Origin of the sequence: Alcaligenes ammonioxydans (genome assembly GCF_019343455.1) — a bacterium.
Classification (GTDB): domain Bacteria; phylum Pseudomonadota; class Gammaproteobacteria; order Burkholderiales; family Burkholderiaceae_B; genus Alcaligenes; species Alcaligenes ammonioxydans.
This window is the reverse complement of record NZ_CP049362.1, coordinates 2,296,614-2,321,447: the sequence shown is the minus strand read 5'-3', so window position 1 is coordinate 2,321,447 and position 24,834 is coordinate 2,296,614. Positions and strand designations below refer to the sequence as shown.

Sequence of the window (24,834 nt, the reverse complement as noted above, 5' to 3'; positions counted from 1 at the left end):
CTGTACGACTCGGTGGCTACACATTTAGTGCCACAGGGGTAAATGGCGTCTATGGAAGAAAATATGACTCAAACGACTGGTAAAACCTCGACGACGGTCTCTCGGTCTGCTAAGAAAACCTTGGCCGCGACAGCAAAATCAGGGGCATCAAGCTCGGTAGAGCTCGATGAGCTTCACGAAAGTGGAGAGCCAGGCGCAGCGCCTGCCAAAAAGGCAGCTAAAAAGGCGGCTGCTAAAAAGACGGTAGCCAAAAAAGCGGTTGCCAAGAAAACAGCGGTCAAGGCCGCTACCGGCGGTCGCCGTGGACGTCCTGCAAAAAACGCAAATAACGACGGCATCGATTTTGTCGATGACGACGAAATGGGCGAAGAAGAGGTCATTCCTGATCTCAAACCGGTTGCCAAGCGTGGAGCCAAGCGCGCCAAGGCCGAAAAAGACGTGTTCGGTGTGCGCGGCCAGTTGAGCCCGGAAGAACAGGAAGCGCGTCGCAATCGCCTCAAGGCACTGATCAAGCTGGGCAAGGACCGGGGTTACCTGACTTACAGCGAGATCAATGACCACCTGCCCGACGATCTGGTGGATGTCGAAGCCATTGACGGCATTATCGGCACCTTCAGTGACATGGGTATTTCGGTTTACGACCAGGCTCCCGACGCGGATACCTTGCTCATGAGCGATAACGCGCCCATGGCATCCAGCGACGATGATGTCGAGGACGAAGCCGAAGCTGCACTGACCACTGTGGATTCCGACTTCGGTCGCACCACAGACCCGGTGCGCATGTACATGCGCGAGATGGGGTCGGTGGAGCTGCTGACGCGCGAGGGCGAGATTGAAATCGCCAAGCGTATCGAAGACGGCCTGAAGCACATGGTGATGGCTATTGCCGCTTGTCCTACCACCGTTAACGAAATTCTGGCCTACGTTCAGCGTGTACGTGAAGGCGTCATGCAGATCGACGAAGTGGTTGACGGTCTGGTGGATGATGATGGCGAAGAGTACGCCGGCTCCGGTGTCACTGCCGACGACGAGGACGAAGGTCCAGCCGGCGGCATGAGCAGCAAGCAGATTGAATATCTGCGCAACAAGTCGCTCAAGAAGTTCGACATCATCGGCGAGTGGTTTGACAAGATGCGCGTCTCTTTTGAGACCGAAGGCTACAAGAGCCCGGGCTATGTGCAGGCTCAGGAAACCATTCTGAACGAATTCATGGGCATTCGCTTTACTGCCAAAATGGTGGAGAAGCTGGCCGATACCATGCGTGAACAGGTTGCGATCGTGCGTCAGCATGAGCGTGAAATCCTGACCATCTGTGTGGATCGGGCGGACATGCCACGCGCCCACTTCATCAAGGCGTTCCCCGGCAACGAAACCAATCTGGACTGGGTGGTGCAGGAAGTGGCTGCCGGCCATCCCTACAGCGCCATTCTGGAACGTCACATCCCTGCGATTCAGGAAATCCAGCAAAAGCTGATCGACCTGCAAACCAGTGTTGTGTTGCCGCTGAAGGATCTGAAAGAGGTCAACAAGCGCATGACCACGGGCGAAGCCAAGGCACGCAAAGCCAAGCGCGAAATGACCGAGGCCAACCTGCGTCTGGTGATCTCCATTGCCAAGAAGTACACCAACCGTGGCCTGCAGTTCCTGGATCTGATTCAGGAAGGCAATATCGGTTTGATGAAGGCAGTGGACAAGTTCGAGTACCGTCGTGGCTACAAATTCTCCACGTATGCAACGTGGTGGATTCGTCAGGCCATTACGCGTTCGATTGCCGACCAGGCCCGTACGATTCGTATTCCGGTTCACATGATCGAGACGATCAACAAGATGAACCGTATCAATCGTCAGATCCTGCAGGAAACCGGCGTTGAGCCTGATCCGGCAACCTTGGCCCAGAAGATGGACATGCCTGAAGACAAGGTTCGCAAGATTTTGAAGATCGCCAAAGAGCCTATCTCCATGGAAACGCCGATCGGTGACGACGACGATTCTCATTTGGGCGACTTCATTGAGGACAACAACACCGTTTCGCCGTCGGATTCCGCCTTGCACGGTTCGATGCGCGATGTGGTCAAAGACGTCCTGGATTCCTTGACGCCCCGCGAAGCCAAGGTGCTGCGCATGCGTTTCGGTATTGAGATGAGCACCGACCAGACGCTGGAAGAGGTGGGCAAGCAGTTTGACGTTACGCGCGAGCGTATTCGTCAAATAGAGGCCAAGGCCTTGCGCAAGCTGCGTCATCCTAGTCGTGCAGACAAACTGAAGAGCTTCCTGGAAAGCCAGTAAGTTGTGAGCAAGTCTGTATAGAGCTTAAAAAAACCCGGTCTGCGAAGACCGGGTTTTTTGTGCTCCTAGTGCTCCTAGTGCTCCTAGTGCTCCTAGTGCTCCTAGTGCTCCTAGTGCTCCTAGTGCTCCTAGTGCTCCTAGTGCTCCTAGTGCTCCTAGTGCTCCTAGTGCTCCTAGTGCTCCTAGTGCTCCGCCCAGCCTGACGAGGTGCGTTTTCAAGGCTTGGACGCGGCCTTCGATCGGGGCGGGGAGGGCCTCTTTTTTGACGGACTAAATGGTTTTATTGCTCCTTGCCATGGGGGCAACAGAGAGCAGGGAGAGTCTGGCTGTTTCGGGAGATCAGGCCGGGTCCAGGTCCAGCTTGAAGACACAGCCTTTGCCATCAGGTCCGCTTTGCACGCTTAAGCTCCAGCCCTGTGCCAGCGCCAGTTGGCGGGCCAAGGCCAGGCCTATTCCTCGGTGGCCTTCTTCTCGGGTGCCTGTCGGCAACTGTTTACCTTGGCTGAAATGGCGCTCGAAAATAAGAATCCGATCTTGCTCGGCAATCCCGGGGCCGTCATCCTGCAAGGCCAGTACGCTGGGCGAAATCCAGCTTAGTTGCAGCTTGCAGGGCGCGGCGTGATCGATGGCATTGCGCATCAGGATGCGCAACAACATGGACAAGGCGTAGGGGTCCAGGGTGTAGAGCAGAGTGTCGGGCAACTGGTTGCTCCATCGCACATTGCTGCTGTTGGCATCCAGCAAGGCGACGGCTTGCCAGGTTTGTTGGGCCAGCTCGCGGATATCGACCTCGCGTACATGGCGTTCGGCCGTATAGGCCAGACTTTCCGCCGCGTCCAGACTGGCGCTAATGGCATCGGCCTGAACCATCATGCGTTTCAACCGTTGCTGTGATGGCCCCTCAGGCAGTTGCAGCAGCAAGAGCTCGCAATCACTGCGTATGCCGGTCAGTCCGGTCCGCAGTTCATGGCCCAGATTGGCGGCAAACTCTCGTTCGTGGTTAAGCAGTTCCTCAACGTGCTCCTGCATACGGTTAAAGGCCCGGATCAGGCGGCCCGCTTCGTCATCCTGATGCTCTGGCAGGCCAGAGCGGCCCGGCGCCCAGTTTTCCAGATGACGGGACAGTGTCAGCATGGGCGCGACTGCATGGCGGGCAACACGGCGACCAAGCAGGAAAACCAACAGGATCGTGGCGGAGCCGATCAGGGACAGAATCAGGCCGAACTCCCGCACCCGGTCCTCGTGCGGGGTGGCCCGGTACACCAGATAAAGCTGGCCTTGCTCCTTGTCCTGCCGCAGTACGTGCCAGGTGTCGCTGCCTATATGAAATTCGTAGAGCCCCGGTTCGGGCACGCGAGCGAACTGGGGCAGATTGTCCTTGGGCTGCTCGGGTACAAACCAGTAGGTATCCAGTTCGGCTCCCAGTGCCTCGCTGCGGCCATAGCCACTGTCGGGCAGCAAAGAGGGGTTGCGCGCGTAAGAGACCAACATGGCGTTGACCATCCCGTCTTCCATGCGGGCAAACGCGATATAAGCCAAGCCTCCCATAATGACGACGAGCAGAGCAGCAATCAGGGTCAGGGCCCACGATACGCGCTGAGTCAGGGTGCTCATGAAGCGGCTACGGCGCAGTGCTTGGGCCATGGTTTAACTCTCCTGTTGCAAACGCCAGCCCATGCCCGGCAAGGTTTCGATGGTGCCTGCACCGGCTTCCGACAGGGCCCGTCGCAGAAGATGGATTTGGCTGCGCAATGCTTCAGGCGAAGGGGCACCCTGTGGCCAGAGTGTTTTTTCCAGTGCGCGACGCGTCAAAATGGCCTGCGGATCACGCAACAAGGCCTCCAGCAGCTGGCGGGCCTTGAAGTTCAGGTGTAGTTCTTGCCCGTTCACGCTGACCAATGCGGAATCCAGGTTGTATTCCAGACTCCCCCAACGCAGGGAGCCATGTTGGACCTGTGGCGGCCCCCGTCGCAACAAGGCCCGCAAGCGTGCCTCGACCTCGGCTAGCGCGAAGGGTTTGATCAGGTAATCGTCTGCGCCCAGGTCAAAGGCGGTCAACTTGCTCTCCAACTGGCTGCGGGCGGTCAGAACCAGAGTGGGGATGGGGCTATGCCGGGATTGGCGCAAGGCCTGAAGCACCCCAAAACCGTCCAGGCCCGGCAAGCCCAGGTCCAGCACCAGGGCATCGAAATCCTGTTCCTCCAGCAGTGCCAGGGCGCCATTGCCATCGTAGGCGGCATCCACCACAAAGCCTTTCAACTCCAGGTAGGTATAGAGATTTTCGGCAATCGTTGTATCGTTTTCAACAATCAGGACACGCATGACAGCTTGTTCCACAGAGTAAGGCCGGTTCTTGGTGAGCTTACTGCACCTAAGGCTGTTCAGGGTAGACGCAGCAAGACAGGTACCCAGCCATTGATCTGCAGCCATTGGGCCAGCGCGAAAACGGGCCAGATCAGGAAATAGGGTAGCGCATCACGCAATGTTCGTGCCAGGCCGCCTAAAGAGACTTGCAGTTCAGCAGGGCTGTTCCACAGACTCAGGCGTGGGGCCAGACGAGGGACGCGCTCACAGTAATCCAGATAGGCCTGACCAAACACCTTTTGCAGCAGGACCTGCTCTTCGTCAATCACATTATTGAATACGGCGTAGACGAACAGGGCCAGTACAGGGCCCAGTAGCAGGCTGCCCGACAGGGCACCCATACCCATGACCGCGCATAGTGAAAACAGGTATAAGGGGTTGCGACTGATGGAATAGGGGCCCTGGCTGATCAGGCTGGAACCTTTGTGTCCGCCCAGATACAGCATGCACCAGCAACGGCCCAGTACGGCAATCAGGACCAGGCCCAGCCCGCTCATGCGTGTGAACTGGAACACCAGTGAGTCGGCCTGCCAGGTGGGCGCAAAGAACGGCAAAATGAGGACCATAAGACCGCCAAACACCCCCAAGGTGCGACGGCGCTGCACCTGAACGCTGGCCAGGTGTTCCCACGCCTGTTCGACGGTGGCGCGTTGGCTATGTGAAGCGGACCAGCGCTTGGGGTTCACAATCAGGGGATAGAAAGCCAGGCTGCCCAGCAACCAGACAATGGCCAGCGAGGCAAATACCTGTGGTAGGTCAAGACGCTCCTGGTCGGCTTCCAGCAGGCCCAGCAAAAATGCACACACTAGTCCCGCCAGCAGACCGCCCCAGCGTAGGCGGGACTGGTTCAAGGCCCAGCCTGCAAAGTACAAATGCAGCAGGCCGGCTCCCACCGCAACGACCGCCCCCACACCCAGCAGGGGTTTGAGCTCGGGCACCCACAAGTACATGGTGTGCAGCCCGTAGGGATCAGCCGTACGCTGCAGCAGTAGCATCAACAAGGGAACCGCCAGAAACAGACTGGTGCCCAACAGCATGATGCGCTTGCCCGGCAAGGCGTCCTGTCCACGCAAACGCAACAGTTTCCAGGCGGCAAATGACAGACCGGCAGCCGCAATCAAGCCGGTCAACAGGCCTTGCGCCTCTTTCATTTCATGGGCCATATGGCCAGGCTGACGGCTGACGGCCAGTAACGGGTTGAGTGGTGACCAGTCCTGAGCCAGGCTGGCCAGCCAGAGAAACAAGAAAGTGACTCCTAGAACTTGGGTTAAGAGGTAAAACAAAGCGTTACGCTGTACCTGGATAGAGGTGCCGGACATAAAGAAATCTCGCCAAGAATAAGAGGGAACCGGAACTGGTTCTCTGCTGACGGGCTCAATGTATCGTTGGCAGCGTAAAATCCGCGTGAAATTGCGCCAGGCCCCAGCGGGCTGATGAGAGCGAAGCAGCGTTCCCGGGTTCGGTCAGCGGTCGATGACCGAACCCGGGCATGCGTGCCTGTCTGTGTTAGTGATCGCGCTCATGTACCCGGCGACCGGCGCTGTAGCTGGCTTGAATGCAGCGGTCATCGCCCAGCAGGGCCAGTACGAATAGCTGTTCTTCCAGCGAGTTCAGCAAGGCGCTGCGGCGCGCCATCAAGGCGGTGGCCTTGGGGTCCAGGACAATAAAGTCGGCCTCGGCGCCGGGTGCCAGCGTCCCGATTTGCCCTTGCATGTCCAGGGCGCGGGCGGCGCCTTCGGTGGCCATGTAAAACATAGACGTCGCCGTCAGGTGGTAGTTGTTCAGACGCGCTACTTTGTGCGCCTCGTTCATGGTGCGCAGCATGGAGAACGAGGTGCCGCCGCCGACATCGGTGGCTAGCGTGTGCAGAACCTTGCTTTGACGGATGGATTGAAAGTCGAACAGGCCCGAGGCCAGAAACAGGTTCGAGGTTGGGCAATGGGCCGCGACACTGCCAGTATCATGCATGCGTGCCCGATCCTGTTCATCCAGCCAGATGCTGTGACCGTAGATAGCGCGAGGGCGTAGCAGGCCAAAGCTGTCATACACATCCAGGTAGCTGCGGTTCGTGGGAAAGAGCTCACTCACCCATTTGATCTCGTCTTTATTTTCGGCCACATGGGTTTGTAAAAACACGTCAGGGTAAGCACGGGCCAGCTCGCCACAGGCTGCTAATTGTTCCGGGCTAGAGGTGGGCGCAAAACGGGGGGTCAGGGCGTAAAGCTGGCGGCCTTTGCCATGCCAGCGTTGAATCAGGCCTTCCGAATCGCGCGCGCCGGACTCGGCCGTATCTTGCAAATAATCCGGGCAGTTGCGGTCCATCATCACTTTGCCCGCAATCATGCGCAGATTGCGCTCGTGGCTTTCCTCGAAAAATGCATCCACCGACTGGGGGTGGACACTGCCGTAGACCAGGGCAGTCGTCGTGCCATTGCGCAGCAGCTCATCCAGAAAAACGCCGGCCACTTCGCGAGCATGTGCGCTGTCACCGAAACGGCCTTCTGTCGGAAACGTGTAGGTTTCCAGCCAGGGCAGCAGGCCGCTGGCCGGAGAGGCGATGATATCCGTTTGTGGAAAGTGCAGGTGTGTGTCGATCATGCCCGGCATGATGATTTTCCCGCTCAGATCAAGCGTTTGCGTACCGGCAGGCAACGTGTCCGACAGCTCGGACCAGTCGCCGCAGGCCTGAATCCGGCCTTGTTCATTGACCAGCAACAGACCGTCGCTATGGTAGCGTACTGCCTCGGCAGGGTCTTCCAGCGTGGTGGGGTCCGCTACAAAGTACAGCAGTTGGGCGCGGTAGGCGCAGGCAGGGTGTAAAGAGGTAGTCATAGTGTCCTTGAAGTCGGGGTCGCCTCAGCGACTGAGCCGGCCCATTGCGTAGGCGTGGGCCAGCAATTCCGCGGCGACGGCCACGGCAATAATCGACGGGGCCTTGCCGTTGATGCCGGGCATGCCGATGGGGCAGACCAGGTCCTGAATCCGGGATTCGGGCATGCCGCGTTGTTGCAGACGGCGCTCGAACTGACGGCGTTTGGTCATGGAGCCGATCAAGCCCACATAGGCGGTATCGGGGCGGCGCAAGATCTTTTGGCACAGCGCCAGATCCAGGCCGTGATTATGCGTCATCACCAGAAAATAGCTATTGGCAGGAGCCTGTTCGATCAGGGCATCGGGGATATCCGTCACTTCCAGGCTGACGTTGTCGGGAACCTGGGCGGGAAAGAGTTCGGGGCGTTCGTCAATCCACAGAACCCGGCAGGGCAGGGTGCCCAGGATCTGCACCAGCGCCTCGCCAACATGTCCTGCTCCAAACAGCAAAATGGTCAGAGGAGCGGGGGGCAGGTCTTCCAGCCAGACGCCTTGGGAGCCGTCGTAATCCAGTCGGGACTCGTCGACGAGAGACGGGCACTGGATATCCACCAGCTTGCTGCCATCTGGCCGTAACCGAGAGCGGCGACTGACGGCCTGCCCGGCGCGTAGGGTTCCGTCCAGCGCCTCCAGCCAGTCCAGATCTGCCGTGTCCAAGGTTTCGTACAACAAGGTAACGACACCGCCACAGCATTGGCCCAGACTGGGGCCCAGCGGCAGGCGACTCATGCTCCAGGTCGGTCCGCCCGGCTGGCCGAGCAAGACACGAGCCTGCTCGGCGGCCACCCATTCCAGATGCCCGCCACCAATGGTCAGCCATTGTTCCGTCTGGCTGAACAGCATGACGGTCCCTGTCGTGCGCGGCGTGGAGCCTTTGGCCAGCGCCACCGAACACAGCACCAGCCGCTCGCCCGCTTTTAGACGGGCGAGGGCAAGAGAGGGCCAGTTACTCATTTCGCAGCGCGAATCGCCGTAACTGCCCGCAACACGGCTTCCGCCGTTGCGGGTGCGTTCAGCTCAGGTTCGATTTGGTTATTGCCCACGCTGGCCACGGCGTCGCGAATGGCATTGAAGACACAAAATGGCAGCAGCAAAGGCGGTTCACCCACGGCTTTGGAGCGATGAATCGAGTCCATGGCATTGCAACCGTCGAACAGCTTGACGCGAAAGTCGGTGGGACAGTCGCTGATGGCCGGGATTTTGTACGTCGACGGGGCATGCGTGGTGAGCTTGCCTTGGGCATTCCATACCAGCTCTTCAGTCGTCAGCCAGCCCATGCCTTGGATAAAAGCACCTTCAACCTGCCCGATATCCAGGGCGGGGTTGATGGATCGGCCCACATCGTGCAGAACATCAGCCCGCAAAAGGCGAGACTCCCCCGTCAGTGTGTCGATCAGCACTTCCGCGACCGCCGCTCCGTAGGAGAAATAGTAGAAGGGGTTGCCCTTCATGACCTTGGAGTCCCAGTGCAGGCCAGGGGTGGCGTAAAAGCCGTCGGACCACAGCTGGACACGGGCTTGGTAAGCGTGCTCAACCAGTTGGAAGAAGGGCATGGTCTGCTCACCGATCTGGACTTGACCACGCTCGAACTTCACGCTGGATTCTTCTACCGAGAACAACTGGGCAGCCACTGTCGTCAGACGCTGGCGAATCTGATGGGCGGCATCTTGGGCGGCTTTACCGTTCAGGTCTGTACCCGTGGATGCGGCCGTGGCCGAGGTATTGGCCACCTTGGTCGTATCGGTTGCCGTAACGCGGATATGCTCCAGATTCAGGCCCAGCTCATGGGCGACCACCTGAGCCACCTTGGTGTTTAGCCCCTGCCCCATTTCTGTGCCACCGTGGTTAACCAGTACGGTGCCGTCGCGATAGACGTGAACGAGCGCACCCGCTTGGTTAAAGGCAGGCACGTTAAAGGAAATGCCGAATTTCACTGGCGTCAACGCCAGACCCTTTTTCAGGATCGGGCTGCTGGCATTGAATGCACGGACTTGTTCACGACGCTCACGGTACTGACTGCTTGCTTCCAGCTCGGCCACCAGCTCGTGAATCACATTGTCGACCACGGTCTGATCGTAGGGCGTGACATTGCGCTCTTTCTTGCCGTAAAAGTTAATGCGGCGCACATCCAGTGGATCTTTGCCCAGACGGCGGGCGATCGCGTCCAGCGCCACTTCCATTACCAAGGCACCCTGCGGGCCGCCAAAACCGCGAAAAGCGGTATTTGACTGCGTATTGGTGCGGCCGCACAGTGCGCTCATCTCGACATCGGACAAGTAATAGGCGTTGTCAAAGTGACAAATTGCGCGGGTGGCTACCGGGCCGGACAGGTCGGCGGAAAAGCCTGAGTTGGCGGTCATGTCCAGGCGTGCACCCAGCAGGCGACCGTCCTCATCGTAACCAATGTCGTACTCGTAATAGAATCCGTGACGCTTGCCGGTAATCATGAAGTCGTCGTCGCGGTCCAGGCGCAGCTTGATGGGACGTTGCAGTTTGACGGCGGCCACACTGGCCACGCAGGCGTATAGCGCAGACTGGGACTCCTTGCCACCGAAACCGCCGCCCATGCGTCGACACTCCACATGGACCTTGTGAGCGCCAATACCCAGACAGTGGGCAACCAGTTGCTGCATTTCCGATGGGTGCTGGGTGGAGCACCAGATATGCACGGCACCGTATTCCTTGGGTACGGCGTAGGAAATCTGGCCTTCCAGATAAAACTGTTCCTGCCCATTGCATTGAAAGCTGCCCTGCAGGCGATGGGGTGCAGCTTCCAGAGCCTTTTTGGCATCGCCTTGCTTCAGGTTCATGACGGGAAGCACGCCGGCCTGAGCCGCTTTGGCTTCCTGAGGTGTCAGAATGGCTGGCAGATCCTCATAGGTGATCTGGCCCAGACGGGCTGCACGACGTGCCTGATCATGAGACTTGGCAATAACGGCGAAAACCGGCTGCCCGAAGTAATGCACCACGCCATCAGCCAAAATGGGATCGTCATGCAGAATCGGGCCACAATTATTGGCGGCCGGGATGTCGGCAACCGTCAGAACCGCAATGACTCCCGGCGCGCGGCGCACGGCGTCCAGGTCCACGCTCAGCAAACGGGCATGGGCCCGTTCGGACAGCCCCAGAGCAATATGCGCGGTACCTTGCAGCTCGGGCAGATCGTCCGTGTAGTCCGCGGTGCCGCTGACATGCAGCTCGGCCGATTCGTGCAGGAAGGACACGCCCACCCGCTGGGCGCTTGCAGTATTCAGGTGGTCGATAGAGTCAATTTTCATCACAAAGTCTCCAGGCTGGCTTGAGCTCGGTGAAAGACGTTTAGCTGGGCGGGACTCAAAGCGTGTTCAGGGTGGGTTTCCAGAAAGAAGCGGTACAGCAAATTGGCGGCACTCTGCTGGCGATACTCGCTGCTGGCACGCATGTCGCTCAGGGCCTGATAGTCTTGTTGCAGCGCCTGCATGGCCGCTTGTACGTTTTGCTCGCTCCACGCCTGGCCTTGCAATACTTGCTCGGCCTGACTGGCCCGCTTGGGTGTCGCGGCCATGCCGCCAAAGGCAATACGGGCCTGTTTGACGGTCTTGCCGTCCAGCTCTATCGCAAAGGCAGCGCAGACAGCGGAAATGTCCTGGTCAAAACGCTTGGACAGCTTGTAGGTGCGAAATTGCCACTGGGCCTTGTGACGGGGGACCAGCAGGCCTTGCACGAATTCGCCCGGTTCCATGGCGGTCTTCTGGTAGGCCAGATACAGGTCCTCCAAAGGCATGACGCGTTCGACGGCGCCTTTGCGCAGCACGACGCGAGCACGCAGCGCAATCAAGGCTGGCATGGAGTCGCCAATGGGCGAACCGTTGGCCACATTGCCTCCCAGCGTGCCGGCGTTGCGAATCGGAAAGGAGGCAAAGCGTTGGCGCAGCTCTGTCAACTCAGGGTGGTCCTCGATCAGGGCGTCAAACGCGTCGTTCAGCAGCACGCCCGCACCAATGTAAAGATCGTCCTCGATGGGTTTCAGTTCACGCAGCTCGGCCACCTGGCCGATGTAGATCAGATGTGGCAAGTCGCGGAATTGCTTGGTCACCCACAGTCCAATATCAGTACTGCCGGCCAGAATACGGGCGTGAGGATACTGTTCGCGCAACTGGGCCAGTTGATCCAGTGTGCGGGGGGCGTGGAAGGTCTGGCCTTGGTACTCGTAGGCCAGCATGTCCTTGTGGCGGATGGTACGCAGGGTGTCTTCAAGGGCTGCGCGGTCCAGACTGACAGCGGGGTAACTGTGCATGGCCTTGGCGGCATCAATAATGGGACGGTAGCCCGTGCAGCGGCACAGATTGCCCGAGAGCACATCGTCGATTTGCGCCCGGGAGACGGGACCATCCTCAGGCGAGTGGCCCATGTACAGGCCCCACAGCGACATGATGAAACCGGGCGTGCAAAAGCCGCATTGGGCGCCATGCCAGTCCACCATGGCCTGTTGCACGGGGTGCAGCGTGCCGTCTTGCTGGCGCAGATCCTCAACGGTATAGAGTACTTTGCCGTCCAGGGTCGGCAGCAACTGGATACAGGCGTTGACAGCACGCAATTGCAATTGATTGTTCTGGTCCAGTTCGCCAATCATGACCGTGCAAGCGCCGCAGTCACCCTCGGCACAGCCTTCTTTGGTGCCGGTGCAGTGCTGATCCTCACGGATGTACTGTAAAACGGTTCGCGTGGTGGGGGCGTGAGCCACTTCCTGTACCTGGCCGCGATAAATAAAACGAATTGGTCTTGTCTCCATGATCTCACTCGACTGGTTTTTTACGGATCGAAGATAGCATTTGCTTAGGACGCGAACATTTGCCTGGAATGATGTTCACTATATAGGCGTATGAGTGTCTATACGGATCAACGGCGCGGGCCAGCGCTTGTATTATTTTGATCATGCCAAAATTACGAGAACAACTAGACCTGCATTTGCTGCGGGTATTGCAGTCGCTGCTCAAAGAGCACAGCGTCTCGCGTACGGCCATCCGCTTGGGCATGTCCCAGCCGGCCGTCAGCAATGCCTTGCGGCGCTTGCGTGAAATCACGGGCGACCCGATTTTATTGCGCGGTAAAAAGGGGATGGTGCCTACCGAGCGCGGCCCCTTTTTGCTGGCACATGCCACGGAAGCCCTCCAAGCAATCGAGCGAATTTCTGCCGCCGCAGAGCCTATGGATCCCAGCCAGTCTACCCGGGTTTTCAATCTGGGGGCGCCAGACTATCTGGACGGGGCTTTTATCCCGGATATCGCGGAGCGGGTACGTCGCCAGGCTCCGCAGGCCCGTCTGGTGGTCCATACCATCAACCCGGATCTGGATTACGTGCAGGCCCTGGAGGAGGGCGAGCTGGATGTGGTGATCGGCAATTGGCTGGAGCCCCCGGAAAAGCTGCATCTGGCGCGTCTGTTTGATGATGAGGTGGTCTGCATGCTGGGCCGCCATCATCCACTGGCCCAGCGTGGCCTTTCCTTGCAGCATTATCTGGAAATGCCGCACCTGGCTCCCTCGGCCCATGTCACGGACAAGCGTGGCTTTATTGACGGCTGTCTGGCCGAGCAGGGGATCAGTCGGCAGGTACAGATGGTGGTACCGTATTTCGGCTTGGTGCCCGGTATTTTGAGTCGTACCGATATGGTGTTTACCACCAATCGTCAATTTGCCGAGTACTATGCTCGCATTTTGCCGATTACGGTCTTGCCCTGTCCGATCCATTTTCCGCTGATGCGTTTCTATCAGCTGTGGCATCCGCGCACCCACAATGCGGCCGAGCTGCTGTGGTTTCGGCGTTGCATTGCCCAGGCTGCCGGTCGGCTGGACGGCTTATCCGAGGGAACAGCATGAGCTTGAACATAGATTTGAATTGCGACATGGGCGAGAGCTTTGGGGCGTGGGTCATGGGCCAGGATGAGCAGGTCATTCCCTGGGTCAGTTCCATCAATATCGCCTGCGGCTTTCATGCTGGGGACCCGGGCACCATGCGCAAGACGGTCGCCCTGGCCCTGAAGCACGGTGTCAAGCTGGGCGCCCATCCTGGTTTGCCGGATCTGGCGGGTTTTGGCCGCCGGGTGATGGCAGTGACGGCTGAGCAGGTCTATGACCTGGTCGTGGTGCAGGTGGGAGCGCTGGCCGCGGTGGCCCGCACCCAGGGAGCCCACTTACATCATGTCAAGGCGCATGGCGCGCTTTACAATATGGCCGCCAAGGACGTTCAACTGGCCCGCGCCATCGCTCAGGCGGTGGCCGATATTGATCGTAGCCTGATCCTGTACGCCCTGGCGGGCAGTGTCCAGGTGCAGGCCGGGCGCGATGCCGGCCTGCAGGTGGCACAGGAAGTGTTCGCCGATCGCAGCTATCAGGATGATGGCAGCCTGACTCCGCGGCAACAGCCTGGCGCCATGATTACCGATGCGGAGCAGTCGGTACGTCAAGTGATGCAGATGATCGAGCAAGGGACAGTGACCAGCCTGTCCGGCAAGACCGTGTCATTGTCAGCGGATACCTTGTGTTTGCATGGCGATCAGGCAGGAGCTGCCGAGTTTGCGCAGCGTTTGCATCAAGCCTTTGCGCAAAGCGGCATCCGCGTACAGGCAGTCTGATTACGCTTTGTGTTCGGGCAGGTTGCGACGAGCTGTGTCGGTACTGGCCAGCTCTTCCAGCTCTTTTTCGCTCATGGTGTTGTACATCTCCAAAGACGCTCCTTTCAAGCTGGACACAGGCGTCTCCCCGCGCTTAGCGGACAAGGCTGCTCCAGCGGCTTTTTGTTGAGCTTGAGATAAAGCAGGCATAACGCACCTCCATAAAAAAGAGTCACGTCTGTAGTGTGCCAAATGGCAAAGACGGCAAGGCAAGCAAATGTGAGGCTTGTTTGCCGTCTTGAACAGAGGCTGAGGGAAAAGCCCGCTCAGGACACTTTTCGTTTCTGAATCAGATAGATAGCCATGCCGAAAATCAGACCCCAAAAGGCGCTGCCGATATTGAGCAGACTCATGCCCGAGGCGGTGGTCAAAAAGGTGACCAGGGCCGCATCACGGGTATCCGGGGCTTCCAGCGCCATGTGAATGCTATTGCCTATGGTGCCCAGCAAAGCCAGCCCGGCAATGGCCGCGATCAGTTCCGTGGGGAAAGCGGCAAACAGGCTGACCACGGTGGCGCCGAAAATACCGGCGGCAATATAAAAAATACCGGCCCAGACACTGGCGCGGTAGCGCTGGCCTGGGTCGGCATCGACTTCCGGCGTCATGCACAGGGCCGCACTGATGGCGGCCAGATTGTAGGCGTAGCCGCCAAAGGGGCCGAAGATCAGCCCCACAATCCCCGTCCAGCTGATGACGGTAGAGTTGGGGGCGTCATAGTTATGGGCCTTCAAGACGGCCACGCCCGGAATGTTTTGCGAGCTCATGGTCACGATGAAAAACGGTATGCCCACCCCGATCAGGGCCGTCCAGGAAAACTCCGGCCAGACCAGTACGGGCGTAGCGGGCGTCCAGCTCAAAATCTCCATTTTCAACAGGCCCTGCAGCGCGGCGATGGTGACACCGGCCACCAGGGCCAGAGGGACCGCATAGCGGGCTGACCACTGGCGCACCGTCAAAAACACAATGAACATGCCCAGACACAGTAGCCATTGGGTCTGCATGGCGCCAAACAAATCCAGACCAAAGCGCAGCAGGATTCCGCCCAGCATGGCGCCGGCAATGCTGCGTGGCATGTAGTGCATCAGCTTTTGAAAGCTGCCGCTAAGGCCGCAAATGGCGGTTAGCAAGGAGGAAAACAGAAAAATTCCCACGGCCTGGGACATGGGCAGCCCCACCAGTCCGGTGGCCAATAAGGCCGCGCCGGGCGTGGACCAGGCCGTCAGAATGGGAATTTTGTAGCGCAAAGACAGGCCTGCCGACAGCAGGCCCAAACCAATACCCAAGGACCACATCCAGGAGCCCAGTTCGGCTGTACTGGCCCCGGCCGCCTGTGCCGCCTGAAAAACAATGGCCGCGGAACTGGTGTAGCCCACCAGCACGGCGATCAGTCCCGCCGACAGGTGAGAGATCTGAAACCAACTTAATAAGCGATGCAGATATCCGGTGCGGGACAGAGGTGTGGAGGTCATGGATGTGTGTTGAGGGTAAGGGGGCTTAAGAGGATGGGCTCTGGCCTACGTAGCGGCTGGGGGTCTCGCCCACAATGGATTTGAAAACACTGATAAAGGCACTGATCGAGGTGTAACCCAACTCCCTGGCAGTGCTTTTGACAGACATGCCTGAACCCAGTTTTTGCAAGGCCAGCATGATCATGAATTGTTGACGCCAGCGCCCAAAGCTCATCCCTGTGTGTTTTAGCATATGTCGGGCCAGGGTGCGCTCGCTCATAGCCAGTTCTTGAGCCCAGTCGGCCATGGTGGGGCGTGAATCAGGCTGCTTGAGCATGTGCTGGGCAATTGTTTGCAACACCCTGTCTTCCGGCACGGGAACGTGCAGCTGGCGGGTGGGCATCTGGTTCAAGGTCTCCAGCAGTACCAGAGCCAGTCTATGGGTCTGGCTGCCCAGCTCGTAGTCAGCCTTGAGCTCGCTCAGGTGAATAATCAGTTCCCGCACCAGGGGACTTAACTGCAGGGTGCAGCAGTGCCCGGGCAGTTGATCCAGGCCGGGCTCAATATACAGAAAATGGATCAGGGCCTGATCGTCAACACGGGCGCGGTGCCGGATGCCCACTGGCACCCAGACCGCGCACAGGGGCGGCACCATCCAGTAGCCCTGGTCGGTCTGCAGGGTCACCGAGCCATATTGCGTCATGATCAGTTGGCCATTTGGATGGGTATGCAGGGGATTTTCGGTCGTGCTGCCCATCGCCATCTTGATGCTGAAAACAGGCCCTCCCTGCGGGTCAGCGCTAAAACTCATGGTTTGTCTGTTTAGAGGTATAAATTGTCATAATATCCTGTTTGCGTCGAAGCGGTAAAACGATAGACTAGGGTTTTTACCTACTGGTCGTTTTTCATGTCCCATTCTCGCTTTTCCTGGTTTGCCCACCCCATGCTGGTATTAGTGGGGGTGTTGCTGATTGCGGGCAATCTGCGGGCTCCGATTACGGGTATAGCGCCCTTGCTGGACCTGATTCAGACAGATTTGTCTTTGTCGTCCACGCAGGCCGGCCTGCTCACTGCCATGCCTTTGTTCATCTTTGCCGTGATTTCATTGCTGGCAGCGGGCATGGCTCGGGTGGTGGGCCTGTCTCGTTCTTTGTTTATCGCTTCGGTGCTGATCGCCGCCGGTGTGGTGTTGCGCATTCTGGGTGGGGTAGGCGAGCTGTTTGCGGGTATTGGTCTGCTGGCGGTCGGCATTGCGTTGGGCAATGTGCTGTTGCCGTCGCTGGTCAAACGCCATTTCCCCATGCGCATCAGCCTTGTCACGTCTTTGTATGTCTTGTTCATGGGCTTGGTAGCGGCGTTCAATTCCGCTCTGGCGGTGCCCATGGCCGAGTGGACGGGCCAAAGCTGGCGTTGGTCGTCCCTGATTGTGGTGGGAATCATGGCCTTGGCCAGCGTGGCAGTGTGGGCAACGCAACTGGGTGCAGACCGACGTGCCGCACAAGATGCCCCCGCGCTGTCGGCGTCCGGCGCTCCGGTATGGCGCTTGCCGCTAGCCTGGTATATCACGCTGTATATGGGCTTGAATTCCTTGGCCTACTACATGGTGGCCAGCTGGTTGCCCGTGATGTTGGTGAGTTATGGTTTTGAACCCGATCATGCCGGCCAGATCCATGGTTTGATGCAACTGGCCTCCGCCGTGCCGGCTTTGCTCTTGATGCCGCTACTCAGTCGTTTGCATGATCAACGTGTGGTGGCTTTGGCAGGGGCCGTGCTTCAGACGCTGACCTTTGTGGGATTTCTTGTCCTGCCGTCCTGGTCATCGCTGTGGGCAGTCTTGTTTGGCTTTGGTAGCGGTAGTGTCTTCTTGATTGCCTTGTCCTTGATCGGGGTGCGTTCCACCTCTACCTCGCAGGCCGCCTCCTTGTCGGGCATGGCGCAGTGCATGGGCTATTTGCTGGCCGCCTTTGGACCTCCTGCCATGGGGGGCTTGCATGACATGTTTAACGGCTGGGGTTGGGCTTTGGGTTTGTGCATTCTGGTCAGCTTCGGTATGGCCTATGCGGGTTGGCTGGCTGCTCGTCCAGCAGTGCCCCGCACGTTCTGATGCTGTCAGGGGCGTCACGCAGCTCAGTGTTAGGAAGAGATGAAAAAACAGCCCCTTGGCAGATGCGTGCGGTCCAGGGGGCCATCTACTCAGTCCTTGATGCGCAGCGAAAGGGTATGCAAGGCCAAACCACCTAGCGCCAGCAGTGCGCCTACCCAGGCGGTGGAGGTCCAGCCCCAGCCAGCTGCAATGGTCAGACCGCCCAACCAGGCTCCCAGTGCGTTGGCGAGATTGAAAGCAGAGTGGTTCAGGGCCGCTGCCAAGGTCTGGGCGTCCCCGGCTACATCCATCAGGCGAATTTGCAAGGCAGGCCCCAAGGCGACCATCGTGCCGATCAGCAGGATGTTCAGTGAGCCCAGAACAGGGTGATGGGCGGTCAACATAAATAAAAGCAGGACGCCGCTGGCCCAGATCAACACCAGTTGGATACTACGATCCAGATGGCGATCGGCATAGCGGGCACCCAGCAGATTCCCCAGCACCATGCCCAGACCGAACAGGGCCAGCACCATGGGGATGGCACTCAGAGACAAGCCGGCCAAGTCCATTAATGTGGATTTGACGTAACTGAACACCGAGAACATACCGCCAAAACCAACGGCCCCTATGCCCAGTGTCAACCAGACCTGCTTGCGTTTTAAGGCACCCAGTTCCCGTAAAGGACTGGCCAGGGTATTGGCAGGGACAAACGGGACAAAACGCAGGATCAGCGCCATGGTCAGCACGGCAATCACGCTGACGAAAATGAATGCTGCCTGCCAGCTCAGCCATTGACCCAGCGCCGTAGCGATGGGTACGCCCAGCAAGGTGGCCACCGTCAGGCCCAACATTACGTAGGCGACAGCCTGGGCCCGGCGATGGGGGGCGACCAGGCGGGCAGCGACCAGGGCGGCGACACCAAAGTAGGTGCCATGGGGGAAGCCGGCCAGGAAGCGGGTGACCCATACCGTGCCATAAGAGGGGGCAATTGCCGTCAGGAAGTTGCCCACTGCGTAAGCGGCCATCAAGGCAATCAACAGGCGGCGCCAAGGCCAGCGCGCGCCCAGTACGGCCAGTACCGGAGCGCCGATCACCACGCCCAGGGCATAAGCACTGATTAAATGGCCGGCGGTCGGGATGTTGATGCCCAGATCCCGGGCCACATCAGGCAAGAGCCCCATGATGACGAATTCGCCAGTCCCGATGGAAAAGCCACCGACGGCTAAAGCCAGGATGGCCCGTAAAACGTGTTGTGCAGATAAGGAAGGATGTGAGGAGGACAAGATAAGGCCTGAAAAACAAGAGGGAGGGAGGGTAGGTCCCTGACCGGGTATTGTCGCGTACTCCCGGGTGCGGACTCAAGATTTTCCGCGGCTCAATAGCTGTCTACCAAGGTCGGAAGTAGATACGTTTTTCTAATTTTTAATTATCTCTACGTCCTAGCACAAATTAATTTAAGGATCTATAGCGCCTGCCTTAAACAACGTATGCTGATTTTTTTATTTTTTTTATATAGAATCACGGTATTGGGTTTTTTGTATCCAATCATTTTCCTGTGGTAGCTTTCCCCTGATTTTGCAAGAAATCGGGGGTTTTTTTTATGCTATTTATTTTCAATTTCAATCATTAGTTCATTGATTATTCAAGCGCAAAGCGGCCTGCAACAGCGTTCTCACGTTTTGGCCCTAGAAAGGGGCGCTGCCCCAGTATGGATGACAGAGTCTGCGGATGCTTACGCCAGACTCTTTTTTTTTCGTTCTTTTTATGTTGCTCAGTAGAAAATAAAAAACAATATGTCCGGTCATATTAAAAGCTGGTAAAAGGAGTAAAGGATTTAACGAATTAAAGCGTGTCGCTGGCTGAGTTGATTCTCTGTTTAAGCTGATCAGCCTGTTTTTCGGTATAAGGTCAAATTTTTTCTTTGTTATTTCTTTTATCTTATTTAAGGCATGAATAAATTTTATATCTCATTGAGATGTGTTTTTTTAACCATGCTGCATGAGAGAGCAATTAATTCGCTGGCACGCATGCTCGCTTCTGTTTGAAAGGTGGGCATGGTCCCCCTGCGCTGGGAGGCCTATGAGCACGTCAAGGAGCTCATGGGGGGGCTTGTCTGCTGTGGAGGTTCGCGCAGCATGGCGCACTCCTTGTGGACCTGGGGCCAGCCATCGGTAAAAAGCGCGGCTGGAGCGGGGTAGCAGATAGGGTGAGGGGCGTTCGGGCCCCGGTCCGGCCTGCTCAGAGGCGACGGCTGCGTTAGAATCGATCAGGCCGCACAGCCAAGGAGGTGATCATGAAAGTTGCATTGGGCCAGATGGCCGTATCCAAAGATTCCCAGGAGAACCTGAATACCTGTCTGGGGCTGATCGAACAGGCATTGCGCTCTGAGGCGCAGTTGCTGGTGTTGCCGGAAGGGGTTCTGGCGAGAAATGTGGCCGACCCGGAGCTGGTGCTGAAATCGGCCCAAACACTGGACGGTGAGTTTGTCAGCCGACTGCGGACCGCGACCCGTGATACTGACCTTACGGTGGTGTTTTGTATTCATACCCCTGCCAGTGAGGGCAAGGTCTGGAATACGCTGGTGGTCTTGCGTGATGGCCTGGTCGTGGCGCATTACAACAAGCTGCATTTGTATGATGCGTTTTCGGTGCAAGAGTCGCGCTATGTGCAGCCGGGTACCGAGATCCCCGCTTTGATCGAGGTGGCCGGTTTCAAGGTGGGTTTGATGACTTGTTATGATCTGCGCTTTGCCGAGCTGGCCCGACGCTTGTGCATCGAGGGGGCGCAGGTGTTGCTGGCACCTTCGGCGTGGCTCAAAGGGCCCTTGAAAGAGCATCACTGGCGAGTGCTGACGACAGCTCGTGCTTTGGAAAATACAGCCTATATGGTGGCTGTCGGTGAATGTGGTGAACGCAATATTGGTCAAAGTCTGGTGGTAGACCCATTGGGTGTGATCGTGGCGCAGGCGGCGGAGACGCCAACCTTGTTGCTGGTGGATCTTGATCGGGAGCGTCTGGCTTACGCCCGCCGTATTTTGCCTGTTCTGGAAAACCGTCGCTTTGCACCGCCTGAACTGGCTTGACGAGCGGGGCCTTAGCCCGCCTTGCGAAAAGTCAGATTGACCCGGCCTGAGCCCCACAGGGGATGGGCCGGGCCTTCCAGCCTGCGTATGCCATGAAAATTCAATCTGGAAGGCCCCCACCAGATCAGCACATCACCGTCACGCAGCCGCAGGGTACGCACCGGGGCGCTGCGTGTTGCGCCACCCCATAAGAACAAGGCCTCACGCCCCAAGGACACCGAGACAATCGGGTGCTGCAAGTCGCGCTCGTTTCTGTCCTGATGCAAGGACATATGCGCGTGCTCGTCGTAGTAGTTGATCAGGCAGGTATCTGGCTGCAAAGGGCCCTGGCCTGACTCCTGGGCAATGTGCGTCAGCAAGTCCTTGAAGACCGGAGGCATGGCGGGCCAGCCCAAACCGCTTTGCGGGTCGGTGGGACTGTAGCGATAGCCGTGCTCGTCCGATATCCATCCCAAGTTTCCACAGCTACTTTGTGCGGCTGACATGCGATGTCCTGATGGAACCTGCATATGTCGCCAGGGGGCACTGTGCAGCAGTTCTTGAACCGCCCGCGCCAAAGCGGCGGCATAGGGCAGGGCCAGGCCCGGCAGGGCGATCAGGCCGGTATCCAGAGTCAGGACGTTGCCGGGATCGGGATCAAAGAGTGAGAGCGTGGGCATGCGGGAGTAAGCGAACCAATCAGGGACCAGAGTATAGTAATCGGGATTGCATTTTTGCGACTTCCCAATAGAGGTGTCTATGGTCGAGCTGCTGATTCCACAACGCCAGCACAGTATTGGTGCATTTGAGGTGGGGCGCGTTTTGCCCTTTCGCCAACGGCGTATGGTGGGGCCCTTTATCTTCTTTGATCGCATGGGGCCGCAGGCGTTGACGGCACCGGTAGGGACGGAGAATGATGTGCTCCCACACCCGCATATCGGCCTGTCTACCGTGACCTATTTGTTTGAAGGGGCCATGACGCACCGCGACAGTCTGGGCGTGGAGCAGGACATTACACCGGGTGCGCTCAATTGGATGACCGCGGGTTCAGGCATCAGCCATTCCGAGCGCTTTGAACCCATGCGCGCGCAAGGGGGGCGCATGGATGGTATCCAGGTCTGGGTGGCCTTGCCGGAACACAAGGAAGAACAGAATCCGGACTTTGTGCATTATGAGGCCGAGCAGCTACCTCTGATTAAGGATACGGGCCTGGAAGGTCGCCTGATTGCCGGCTCGGCGTTGGGTTTGTGTAGTCCCGCCAGTGTGGCCTCGCCTTTGTTCTACATGGAGTTGCGCGTGCAGGCCGGCCAGTCTGTCCCTTTGCCAACCGGCCACGACGAGCGCGCCATTTATATCTGTGCGGGTGGGTTGGAAATAGGTAGTCAGCGTTATCCAGCTGGCCAGATGCTGGTCTTTGCCAAAGGTGACAGCCCCCGTATCCTTGCCGAGCAGAGCAGCCACTTGATGCTGCTGGGCGGCGAGCCTTTGGGACCACGCCATATCTGGTGGAACTTCGTGTCCTCGCGCAAAGACCGCATCGAGCAGGCCAAGGACGACTGGCTCAATGGCCGCATCCGCCTGCCGCCACTGGACGATGAGCAGTTCATCCCTTTGCCTGCGGTGTAGGCTCAGGTTGACTGTGACGGTGCAGGCCTTGCACCTGGAAAATGGCGTGCAGCTAAAACAGTCGCTGTGGGGGCGCCAAATCGTACACACAAAAAAAAGCCCTGGAAAGAATCCAGGGCTTTGAAGGCTTGCTCATCAGGCTGGTGGATTTGCCTGTATCTGCTCCATGAGCAGACTGGTTTTTTGATTGACGAACAAGCCTGGCAAACGGAATAGTACCGCTTGCGCAGAATGTTTAGGAAGGCAATTGTACGGATTGCCAATAAATGAAACAAAAAAGACCAGTTCGATAGCAGGGCTATTGCACGGTGGTGTGCGGTGCCACTGATAGCCAGCGATCATGCCTGCTGATCCATCAATCACGGGCAGGAATGTTCAGGCCTCGTTGCACTGCCGGGCGGGCCTGGAATTGCTGCAGGACACGGGCCACGTTCTTGAATTGCTCGTACTCCACCAACTCGCCTGCGCCGTAAAAACCGATCAGGTTGGCAATCCAGGGGAACAGGGCAATATCGGCGATGGAGTAGCGGTTGCCCACCATCCAGTCCTTACCGTCCAGATGCGTGTCGATCACGCCCAGCAGCCGCTTGGACTCGTTGACATAGCGGTCACGGGGGCGCTTGTCTTCATAGTCCTTGCCGGCAAATTTGTGAAAGAAGCCGAGCTGACCAAACATGGGGCCGACGCCGCCCATCTGGAACATCAACCATTGCAGGGTTTCATAGCGTTGGGCCGGGTCCGCAGAGAGCAACTGGCCGGTTTTTTCTGCCAGATAGATCAGGATGGCACCGGACTCGAACAAGGCCAGCGGTTTATTGCCAGGGCCATTGGGGTCCAGAATCGCCGGAATCTTGTTATTGCTGCTAAGTGAAATGAATTCCGGGCTGAGCTGATCGTTGCGCTCAAAGCTGACCAGATGTGGCTCGTAAGGCAGGCCAATTTCTTCCAGCATGATGGAAACCTTGACGCCATTGGGGGTGGGCAAGGAATACAGTTGCAGGCGCTCGGGGTGCTGTGCCGGCCATTTGCGGGTGATGGGGAAGGCGGAGAGATCGATAGTCATGAAGTCCTTCACAATGGGGTGTAGAGGAAGCCTTGATAGTAGCAAGCGGTACGGCGACATACTGTCGCAGCCCGCCACCCAGTAAGGGATTTGTGCCGCTTAGCGGCTGCGCGGGCGCAAGGGGTCCAGCAAGGATTTCAGGCCGTTGTGGTCCAGCTCGTGCATCAGGGCCAGTAGCTGCCCCAGCCGCCCGGAAGGAAAGCCTTCCCGGGCAAACCAGTTCAGGTAATGCCCCGGCAGGTCGGCCAGCAAGCGACCTTTGTATTTCCCGTAAGGCATGGTGGTGTTCAACAGAGCAAGCAGGTCGTCGCTGGATTCAAGCATGGGGGCTTAACGGAGATGGTCGGCAAAGAAAGCGAGTGTACGCTCTTGAGCCAGTTGGTAGGACGCTGGGTGAAAATCGGGGCGATGATCGCAGCCAAAACCATGTCCGGCAGGCTCGTACACGTAAATGGCCACGTCCTTTTGCGCGTCTTGAATGGTCTGAATGGCGCTGGCAGGGATGGAATGATCCAGAGCGCCAAAGTGCATTTGCACCGGAATCTTGGGCTGTTCCTGGGCGTTCTGGGCAATCTGTGAACCATACCAGCAACTGGCGGCTTGCAGACCCTGCAAGCGGCAGGCGGCCAGCCAGCTCAAGGACCCTCCCCAGCAATAGCCCACAATACCCACCTTGCGGGAGCCCAAGGCATCGACGCAGGCCTGAATATCCAGCAGGGTTTTGTCGAGCGCAATGCGATTGCGCAGCGCCAGACCCGCTTGCACGTCCTCGGCGGTGTAGCCCAGTTGTACATTTTTCTCTTGTCGGTCGAACAGGGCGGGTGACAGTACGCGGTAGCCTTGCTCGGCAAAGCGCTCGCAGGTGTCACGGATATGTTGATTCACACCAAAAATCTCCTGCAGCACGATCAAGCCGCGTTCGGCCTGTTCATCGCCGGCGGCATAGGCCTCGAAACGGTGCTGGTCTGCGCTAGTCAAGCTAAGCATGCTCATGGCGGGTCCTTTAGCTATAAAACAATAATTCTCTCTTATAACAGTCGCCCATGCTGGGACGCCAGCCTAGGGACGTTTACAATCCACCCGGAATGGCGAGTAGCTTGACCACTTGCCCAAGCCCCTTCTACTTCAATGGAATAATGATGCGTGACGTGCTAATGGACAGTCTGTTCTGGACGATTGTGATGCCCTGGTTCTTGTTTCTAGGGCTGTTTCTTGTTCCCAAGCAACCTTCCTGGTTGCGAAGCTACGCCTTTCCTGGCGTGTTTGTGGCAGTAGGCCTGGGGCTGCTGGCTGCCGTGGCAGTGGGCGTTGGCATTTTCAGTATTGTGCTGGGTTTGATTGCCTTTGCCGTGTGTTACGAAAAGCAGAAAGCCAGCGCCTGA

At 58.0% G+C, this 24,834-nt stretch carries 22 protein-coding genes; 7 read left to right on the top strand and 15 right to left on the bottom strand.

The window, feature by feature from the left end; translation table 11 throughout:
- Positions 1–63 precede the first annotated feature (63 nt).
- Positions 64–2,286, top strand: coding sequence for an RNA polymerase sigma factor RpoD (gene rpoD / locus FE795_RS10690; RefSeq protein ID WP_039942896.1), 2,223 nt, complete (start codon positions 64–66; stop codon positions 2,284–2,286).
- A gap of 339 nt (positions 2,287–2,625) precedes the next feature.
- On the opposite strand, the gene FE795_RS10685 is transcribed toward rpoD, so the two are convergent.
- The 7 genes from FE795_RS10685 to xdhA all read right to left on the bottom strand — a co-directional run bounded on the left by FE795_RS10685 (position 2,626) and on the right by xdhA (position 12,292).
- On the bottom strand, positions 2,626–3,930 hold the full coding sequence (locus FE795_RS10685) for a sensor histidine kinase (protein WP_219234918.1): 1,305 nt from the start codon (positions 3,928–3,930) through the stop codon (positions 2,626–2,628).
- A gap of 3 nt (positions 3,931–3,933) precedes the next feature.
- Complete coding sequence (locus FE795_RS10680) at positions 3,934–4,608, bottom strand: response regulator transcription factor (RefSeq protein WP_003799351.1); 675 nt, start codon at positions 4,606–4,608, stop codon at positions 3,934–3,936.
- Positions 4,609–4,667: 59 nt separating this feature from the next.
- A complete protein-coding gene (locus FE795_RS10675) occupies positions 4,668–5,894 on the bottom strand; it encodes a methyltransferase family protein (RefSeq protein ID WP_003799353.1) in 1,227 nt (408 codons plus the stop codon).
- A gap of 262 nt (positions 5,895–6,156) precedes the next feature.
- Positions 6,157–7,482 (bottom strand): guanine deaminase, encoded by a 1,326-nt coding sequence (guaD, locus tag FE795_RS10670; RefSeq protein ID WP_219234916.1) that lies wholly within the window; start codon positions 7,480–7,482, stop codon positions 6,157–6,159.
- A gap of 24 nt (positions 7,483–7,506) precedes the next feature.
- Complete coding sequence (gene xdhC, locus FE795_RS10665) at positions 7,507–8,475, bottom strand: xanthine dehydrogenase accessory protein XdhC (protein ID WP_059318853.1); 969 nt, start codon at positions 8,473–8,475, stop codon at positions 7,507–7,509.
- Positions 8,472–10,799: a xanthine dehydrogenase molybdopterin binding subunit gene (gene xdhB / locus FE795_RS10660; protein ID WP_219234914.1), complete on the bottom strand. Its 2,328-nt coding sequence runs from the start codon at positions 10,797–10,799 to the stop codon at positions 8,472–8,474. The genes xdhC and xdhB overlap by 4 nt, the downstream gene beginning before the upstream one ends.
- Positions 10,799–12,292 (bottom strand): xanthine dehydrogenase small subunit, encoded by a 1,494-nt coding sequence (gene xdhA, locus FE795_RS10655; protein WP_219234912.1) that lies wholly within the window; start codon positions 12,290–12,292, stop codon positions 10,799–10,801. Before xdhA ends, xdhB begins: the two co-directional genes overlap by 1 nt.
- A 143-nt stretch (positions 12,293–12,435) precedes the next feature.
- On the opposite strand from xdhA, the gene FE795_RS10650 reads away from it, so the two are divergent.
- Together FE795_RS10650 and FE795_RS10645 are read left to right on the top strand one after the other, a co-directional pair.
- On the top strand, positions 12,436–13,377 hold the full coding sequence (locus FE795_RS10650) for a LysR family transcriptional regulator (protein WP_039942897.1): 942 nt from the start codon (positions 12,436–12,438) through the stop codon (positions 13,375–13,377).
- Positions 13,374–14,132, top strand: a complete 759-nt coding sequence (locus FE795_RS10645; RefSeq protein WP_003799367.1) for a LamB/YcsF family protein — start codon at positions 13,374–13,376, stop codon at positions 14,130–14,132. Before FE795_RS10650 ends, FE795_RS10645 begins: the two co-directional genes overlap by 4 nt.
- Here FE795_RS10645 and FE795_RS10640 read toward each other — a convergent pair whose 3' ends face one another.
- From FE795_RS10640 to FE795_RS10630, 3 genes are all read right to left on the bottom strand, one after another.
- Positions 14,133–14,321 (bottom strand): DUF3008 family protein, encoded by a 189-nt coding sequence (locus tag FE795_RS10640; protein ID WP_003799369.1) that lies wholly within the window; start codon positions 14,319–14,321, stop codon positions 14,133–14,135.
- A 116-nt stretch (positions 14,322–14,437) separates the two neighbouring features.
- Positions 14,438–15,640 carry a benzoate/H(+) symporter BenE family transporter gene (locus FE795_RS10635; RefSeq protein WP_131070657.1) on the bottom strand — a complete coding sequence of 401 codons (1,203 nt, stop codon included), beginning with the start codon at positions 15,638–15,640 and terminating at the stop codon, positions 14,438–14,440.
- A gap of 25 nt (positions 15,641–15,665) precedes the next feature.
- Entirely contained in the window at positions 15,666–16,430 is a 765-nt protein-coding gene (locus FE795_RS10630) for an AraC family transcriptional regulator (protein WP_131070656.1), read from the bottom strand.
- Positions 16,431–16,526: 96 nt separating this feature from the next.
- Here FE795_RS10630 and FE795_RS10625 point away from each other — a divergent pair, with 96 nt between their 5' ends.
- Complete coding sequence (locus FE795_RS10625) at positions 16,527–17,723, top strand: MFS transporter (protein WP_003799374.1); 1,197 nt, start codon at positions 16,527–16,529, stop codon at positions 17,721–17,723.
- Positions 17,724–17,812: 89 nt separating this feature from the next.
- Here the strand turns inward: FE795_RS10625 and FE795_RS10620 are convergent, their stop codons facing one another.
- Positions 17,813–18,985: an MFS transporter gene (locus FE795_RS10620; RefSeq protein WP_051010388.1), complete on the bottom strand. Its 1,173-nt coding sequence runs from the start codon at positions 18,983–18,985 to the stop codon at positions 17,813–17,815.
- A gap of 1,010 nt (positions 18,986–19,995) precedes the next feature.
- On the opposite strand from FE795_RS10620, the gene FE795_RS10615 reads away from it, so the two are divergent.
- Positions 19,996–20,784 carry a deaminated glutathione amidase gene (locus FE795_RS10615; RefSeq protein ID WP_131070655.1) on the top strand — a complete coding sequence of 263 codons (789 nt, stop codon included), beginning with the start codon at positions 19,996–19,998 and terminating at the stop codon, positions 20,782–20,784.
- A gap of 11 nt (positions 20,785–20,795) precedes the next feature.
- Here FE795_RS10615 and FE795_RS10610 read toward each other — a convergent pair whose 3' ends face one another.
- Positions 20,796–21,443 carry an alpha-ketoglutarate-dependent dioxygenase AlkB gene (locus FE795_RS10610; protein WP_003799381.1) on the bottom strand — a complete coding sequence of 216 codons (648 nt, stop codon included), beginning with the start codon at positions 21,441–21,443 and terminating at the stop codon, positions 20,796–20,798.
- 79 nt (positions 21,444–21,522) lie between these two features.
- Between FE795_RS10610 and FE795_RS10605 the strand changes: the two genes are divergently transcribed.
- On the top strand, positions 21,523–22,389 hold the full coding sequence (locus FE795_RS10605; RefSeq protein ID WP_131070654.1) for a pirin family protein: 867 nt from the start codon (positions 21,523–21,525) through the stop codon (positions 22,387–22,389).
- A gap of 355 nt (positions 22,390–22,744) precedes the next feature.
- Here the strand turns inward: FE795_RS10605 and FE795_RS10600 are convergent, their stop codons facing one another.
- The 3 genes from FE795_RS10600 to FE795_RS10590 form a co-directional block, all read right to left on the bottom strand.
- The gene (locus FE795_RS10600) at positions 22,745–23,452 is read right to left on the bottom strand and encodes a glutathione binding-like protein (protein ID WP_003799385.1); all 708 of its coding nucleotides are present in this window, start codon (positions 23,450–23,452) and stop codon (positions 22,745–22,747) included.
- Between the two features lie 99 nt (positions 23,453–23,551).
- Entirely contained in the window at positions 23,552–23,776 is a 225-nt protein-coding gene (locus tag FE795_RS10595; RefSeq protein ID WP_003799391.1) for a DUF3820 family protein, read from the bottom strand.
- 6 nt (positions 23,777–23,782) lie between these two features.
- Positions 23,783–24,445 carry a dienelactone hydrolase family protein gene (locus tag FE795_RS10590; RefSeq protein ID WP_131070653.1) on the bottom strand — a complete coding sequence of 221 codons (663 nt, stop codon included), beginning with the start codon at positions 24,443–24,445 and terminating at the stop codon, positions 23,783–23,785.
- 104 nt (positions 24,446–24,549) lie between these two features.
- Here FE795_RS10590 and FE795_RS10585 point away from each other — a divergent pair, with 104 nt between their 5' ends.
- A complete protein-coding gene (locus FE795_RS10585) occupies positions 24,550–24,834 on the top strand; it encodes a hypothetical protein (RefSeq protein WP_230406171.1) in 285 nt (94 codons plus the stop codon).

Coding starts and splice junctions, on each gene's coding strand:
- rpoD (WP_039942896.1), top strand. CDS start 64: ATGACTCAAACGACTGGTAAAACCTCGACGACGGTCTCTCGGTCTGCT.
- FE795_RS10685 (WP_219234918.1), bottom strand. CDS start 3,930: ATGGCCCAAGCACTGCGCCGTAGCCGCTTCATGAGCACCCTGACTCAG.
- FE795_RS10680 (WP_003799351.1), bottom strand. CDS start 4,608: ATGCGTGTCCTGATTGTTGAAAACGATACAACGATTGCCGAAAATCTC.
- guaD (WP_219234916.1), bottom strand. CDS start 7,482: ATGACTACCTCTTTACACCCTGCCTGCGCCTACCGCGCCCAACTGCTG.
- xdhC (WP_059318853.1), bottom strand. CDS start 8,475: ATGAGTAACTGGCCCTCTCTTGCCCTCGCCCGTCTAAAAGCGGGCGAG.
- xdhB (WP_219234914.1), bottom strand. CDS start 10,799: ATGAAAATTGACTCTATCGACCACCTGAATACTGCAAGCGCCCAGCGG.
- xdhA (WP_219234912.1), bottom strand. CDS start 12,292: ATGGAGACAAGACCAATTCGTTTTATTTATCGCGGCCAGGTACAGGAA.
- FE795_RS10650 (WP_039942897.1), top strand. CDS start 12,436: ATGCCAAAATTACGAGAACAACTAGACCTGCATTTGCTGCGGGTATTG.
- FE795_RS10645 (WP_003799367.1), top strand. CDS start 13,374: ATGAGCTTGAACATAGATTTGAATTGCGACATGGGCGAGAGCTTTGGG.
- FE795_RS10640 (WP_003799369.1), bottom strand. CDS start 14,321: ATGCCTGCTTTATCTCAAGCTCAACAAAAAGCCGCTGGAGCAGCCTTG.
- FE795_RS10635 (WP_131070657.1), bottom strand. CDS start 15,640: ATGACCTCCACACCTCTGTCCCGCACCGGATATCTGCATCGCTTATTA.
- FE795_RS10630 (WP_131070656.1), bottom strand. CDS start 16,430: ATGAGTTTTAGCGCTGACCCGCAGGGAGGGCCTGTTTTCAGCATCAAG.
- FE795_RS10625 (WP_003799374.1), top strand. CDS start 16,527: ATGTCCCATTCTCGCTTTTCCTGGTTTGCCCACCCCATGCTGGTATTA.
- FE795_RS10615 (WP_131070655.1), top strand. CDS start 19,996: ATGAAAGTTGCATTGGGCCAGATGGCCGTATCCAAAGATTCCCAGGAG.
- FE795_RS10610 (WP_003799381.1), bottom strand. CDS start 21,443: ATGCCCACGCTCTCACTCTTTGATCCCGATCCCGGCAACGTCCTGACT.
- FE795_RS10605 (WP_131070654.1), top strand. CDS start 21,523: ATGGTCGAGCTGCTGATTCCACAACGCCAGCACAGTATTGGTGCATTT.
- FE795_RS10600 (WP_003799385.1), bottom strand. CDS start 23,452: ATGACTATCGATCTCTCCGCCTTCCCCATCACCCGCAAATGGCCGGCA.
- FE795_RS10595 (WP_003799391.1), bottom strand. CDS start 23,776: ATGCTTGAATCCAGCGACGACCTGCTTGCTCTGTTGAACACCACCATG.
- FE795_RS10590 (WP_131070653.1), bottom strand. CDS start 24,445: ATGAGCATGCTTAGCTTGACTAGCGCAGACCAGCACCGTTTCGAGGCC.